The following is a 532-nucleotide window of genomic DNA, read 5'->3' as shown; positions in this document are numbered from 1 at the left end:
TTATGCAGGTCGAGCGGTTCCAGAGCCGGACCGACTCCCAAGCGACCATCCTCCGCCTCAGCGAGATCCGCCCTGCCGGTGCCTGACCCCGCCACCTATCAAGTCCTCGCCCTCGCCAACCAGAAGGGCGGTGTCGGCAAGACGACCACGGCCGTGAATCTGGCTGCCGCACTGGCTGCGAAGCATCGGGTGGTGTTGATCGACCTCGACCCGCAGGGCAATGCCTCGACCGGTCTGGGCATCGCACGCGCTGCGCGTGGCGCGGGCAGCTATGCCATGCTGGTAGAGGGTCGCCCGCTGGCCGAGGTCCTGCGGCCGACCGCCGTTCCGAATCTTTCCCTCGTGCCCGCCGACCCAAACCTGGCCGGCGGCGAGCTCGAGATGGTGGACCTTACCCGCCGCGAAACCCGGCTGCGCGATGCGCTGGCCAACGGCGCGGCGGCTCTCAAGGGAGTCGACTGGATCCTGCTCGACTGCCCGCCCTCGCTGGGGCTGCTGACGCTGAACGGCCTGATCGCCGCCGATTCCGTGA

1 protein-coding gene is annotated in these 532 nt (G+C 69.0%); it reads left to right on the top strand.

Annotated features, from left to right (window positions below; genetic code table 11):
• Nucleotides 1-78: 78 nt before the first annotated feature.
• Nucleotides 79-532 (top strand): ParA family protein (locus AC1DWF_RS38190; RefSeq protein ID WP_476843600.1); only part of this gene is annotated, 454 nt, incomplete at its 3' end.

It is taken from the genome of Aminobacter sp. P4_D5, assembly GCF_056401815.1.
This window is presented reverse-complemented; position numbering and strand designations above follow the sequence as displayed.